A 3,621-nucleotide genomic window follows, 5' to 3' on the forward strand; every position below is an offset into this window, starting at 1 on the left:
CAGTGGACGCGAGCATCTTAAATTTGCCGCAGCATCTTTTAGATGGTGCGGTCAATTACAAAGATCTATGCACTCTTTATTGAGTGCGTGATCATTGGTCAATTTCGATCATCACTTTCGAGTGGTGATACTTAATCGATTCAAACTCATGTGATTTCAAATTTTTAAGAGCAAACGGTGAATGCCTTGGCATGTAGAGCCGAAGAAGGACGTAGTAATCTGCGATAAGCCTCGGGGAGTTGATAAACGAACTGTGATCCGAGGATGTCCGAATGGGGAANGAGTTGATAAACGAACTGTGATCCGAGGATGTCCGAATGGGGAAACCCCGCCAGGCCCGTAAGGTGACCTGGTGACTCCCGCCTGAATATATAGGGCGGGTAGAGGGAACGTGGGGAAGTGAAACATCTCAGTACCCACAGGAAGAGAAAACAACAGTGATTCCGTTAGTAGTGGCGAGCGAACCCGGATGAGGCTAAACCGATCATGTGTGATAGCCGGTAGGCGTTGCATGGTCGGGGTTGCGGGACTTTTCTGCCTATTCTACCGAATGGTAAGGGTTAGAACGTTGTATAGACGAACAGGATTGAAAGCCTGGTCATAGAGGGTGCGAACCCCGTAGTCGAAATGCAGCAATCGCCCGAGAAGTATCCCAAGTAGCACGGGGCCCGAGAAATCCCGTGTGAATCCGTCAGGACCACCTGATAAGCCTAAATACTCCTACATGACCGATAGTGAACAAGTACCGTGAGGGAAAGGTGAAAAGTACCCCGGGAGGGGAGTGAAATAGTACCTGAAACCGTTTGCTTACAAACCGTTGGAGCCAGCTTTGTTCTGGTGACAGCGTGCCTTTTGAAGAATGAGCCTGCGAGTTAGTGATATGTGGCGAGCTTAACCCGAGAGGGGAATGCGTAGCGAAAGCGAGTCTGAATAGGGCGATTCAGTCGCATGTCCTAGACCCGAAGCGAAGTGATCTATCCATGGCCAGGTTGAAGCGACGGTAAGACGTCGTGGAGGACCGAACCCACTTCAGTTGAAAATGGAGGGGATGAGCTGTGGATAGGGGTGAAAGGCCAATCAAACTTCGTGATAGCTGGTTCTCTCCGAAATGCATTTAGGTGCAGCGTTGCGTGTTTCTTGCCGGAGGTAGAGCTACTGGATGGCCGATGGGGCCCAAAAGCTTACTGACGTCAGCCAAACTCCGAATGCCGGTAAGTGAGAGCGCAGCAGTGAGACGGTGGGGGATAAGCTTCATCGTCGAGAGGGAAACAACCCAGACCACCAACTAAGGTCCCAAAGCGCGTGCTAAGTGGGAAAGGATGTGGAGTTGCACAGACAACCAGGAGGTTGGCTTAGAAGCAGCCACCCTTGAAAGAGTGCGTAATAGCTCACTGGTCAAGTGATTCCGCGCCGACAATGTAACGGGGCTCAAGCACGCCACCGAAGTTGTGGCATTGATATTTTTGGTAAGCCGCCACCTTGTGTGGTTGGTTCAGCCGTGTTGATGGGTAGGAGAGCGTCGTGTGGCCAGCGAAGCGGCGGTGTAAACCAGCCGTGGAGGCTACACGAGTGAGAATGCAGGCATGAGTAGCGAAAGACGGGTGAGAAACCCGTCCTCCGAAAGATCAAGGGTTCCAGGGCCAGGCTAATCCGCCCTGGGTAAGTCGGGACCTAAGGCGAGGCCGACAGGCGTAGTCGATGGACAACGGGTTGATATTCCCGTACTGACGAAAAACCGCCCAAACTAATCCAGTAATGCTAAGCATCTGAATCCCCTAGATGGATCCCTTCGGGGTGAAGCGTGGGGCCTAGCGTGCGACCCTATGCTGGTGCGGTTAGCGTATTAACAGGTGTGACGCAGGAAGGTAGCTGAGCCGGGCGATGGTTGACCCGGTCTAAGGATGTAGGCCGAGAGATAGGCAAATCCGTCTCTCATATAAGGTTGAGACCCGATGGGTAGCCCGTAAGGGTGAAATCAGTGATCCTATGCTGCCAAGAAAAGCATCGACGCGAGGTTTTAGTCACCCGTACCCCAAACCGACTCAGGTGATCAGGTAGAGAATACTAAGGAGATCGAGAGAATCGTGGTTAAGGAACTCGGCAAAATGCCCCCGTAACTTCGGGAGAAGGGGGGCCTGAGGCGTGAACGGACTTGCTCCGGGAGCGTTCGAAGGCCGCAGAGACCAGTGGGAAGCGACTGTTTACTAAAAACACAGGTCCGTGCTAAGTCGCAAGACGATGTATACGGACTGACGCCTGCCCGGTGCTGGAAGGTTAAGAGGAACGGTTAGCCGCAAGGCGAAGCTGAGAATTTAAGCCCCAGTAAACGGCGGTGGTAACTATAACCATCCTAAGGTAGCGAAATTCCTTGTCGGGTAAGTTCCGACCTGCACGAATGGCGTAACGACTTCCCAGCTGTCTCAACCGCGAACTCGGCGAAATTGCATTACGAGTAAAGATGCTCGTTACGCGCAGCAGGACGGAAAGACCCCGTGACCTTTACTACAGCTTGGTATTGGTGTTCGGTGTGGCTTGTGTAGGATAGGTGGGAGACTGTGAAGCTTGGACGCTAGTTCAGGTGGAGTCATTGTTGAAATACCACTCTGGTCATATTGGATACCTAACTTCGAACCGTGATCCGGTTCAGGGACAGTGCCTGGTGGGTAGTTTAACTGGGGCGGTTGCCTCCTAAAAAGTAACGGAGGCGCCCAAAGGTTCCCTCAACCTGGTTGGTAATCAGGTGTCGAGTGTAAGTGCACAAGGGAGCTTGACTGTAAGACTGACAAGTCGAGCAGGGACGAAAGTCGGGACTAGTGATCCGGCAGTGGCTTGTGGAAGCGCTGTCGCTCAACGGATAAAAGGTACCTCGGGGATAACAGGCTGATCTTGCCCAAGAGTCCATATCGACGGCATGGTTTGGCACCTCGATGTCGGCTCGTCGCATCCTGGGGCTGGAGTAGGTCCCAAGGGTTGGGCTGTTCGCCCATTAAAGCGGTACGCGAGCTGGGTTTAGAACGTCGTGAGACAGTTCGGTCCCTATCCGCTGCGCGCGCAGGAAATTTGAGAAGATCTATCCCTAGTACGAGAGGACCGGGATGGACGAACCTCTGGTGTGTCAGTTGTTCCGCCAGGAGCACCGCTGATTAGCTACGTTCGGAACGGATAACCGCTGAAAGCATCTAAGCGGGAAGCCGGCTTCGAGATGAGATTTCCATCCCTTCGGGGGAGAGGCTCGCAGCTAGACTACTGCGTTGATAGGCCGGATGTGGAAGTGGGGACTAAAGACCCATGGAGCTGACCGGTACTAATAAGCCGATAATTTGATAACACTCAGTTTGAAGAAGCTGCTTTAGCGTCCACTATGTGGTTCTCGATGTACGGTCGAGAACAACGTCCCTGTCAAGGGGACTCTATAACTAAAAAATATAGAATCGATTCATCGGAAGATGTTTCGGCGGCTATAGCGAGAGGGAAACGCCCGGTCACATTCCGAACCCGGAAGCTAAGACTCTCAGCGCTGATGGTACTGCAGGGGGGACCCTGTGGGAGAGTAAGACACCGCCGGACTTAACTTAGAAACAAACAAAAAGGCCACCCGAAAGGGTGGCCTTTTTGCGTTAA

At 52.6% G+C, this 3,621-nt stretch carries 2 rRNA genes; both read left to right on the plus strand.

The window, feature by feature from the left end:
- Window positions 1–154 precede the first annotated feature (154 nt).
- Window positions 155–3,328, plus strand: a 23S ribosomal RNA gene (locus tag E3T41_RS12470).
- Window positions 3,329–3,450: 122 nt separating this feature from the next.
- A 5S ribosomal RNA gene (gene rrf / locus E3T41_RS12475) occupies window positions 3,451–3,567 on the plus strand.
- Window positions 3,568–3,621: the final 54 nt, after the last annotated feature.

It is taken from the genome of Cryobacterium sp. Hh38 (assembly GCF_004403235.1).
GTDB lineage: Bacteria > Actinomycetota > Actinomycetes > Actinomycetales > Microbacteriaceae > Cryobacterium > Cryobacterium levicorallinum.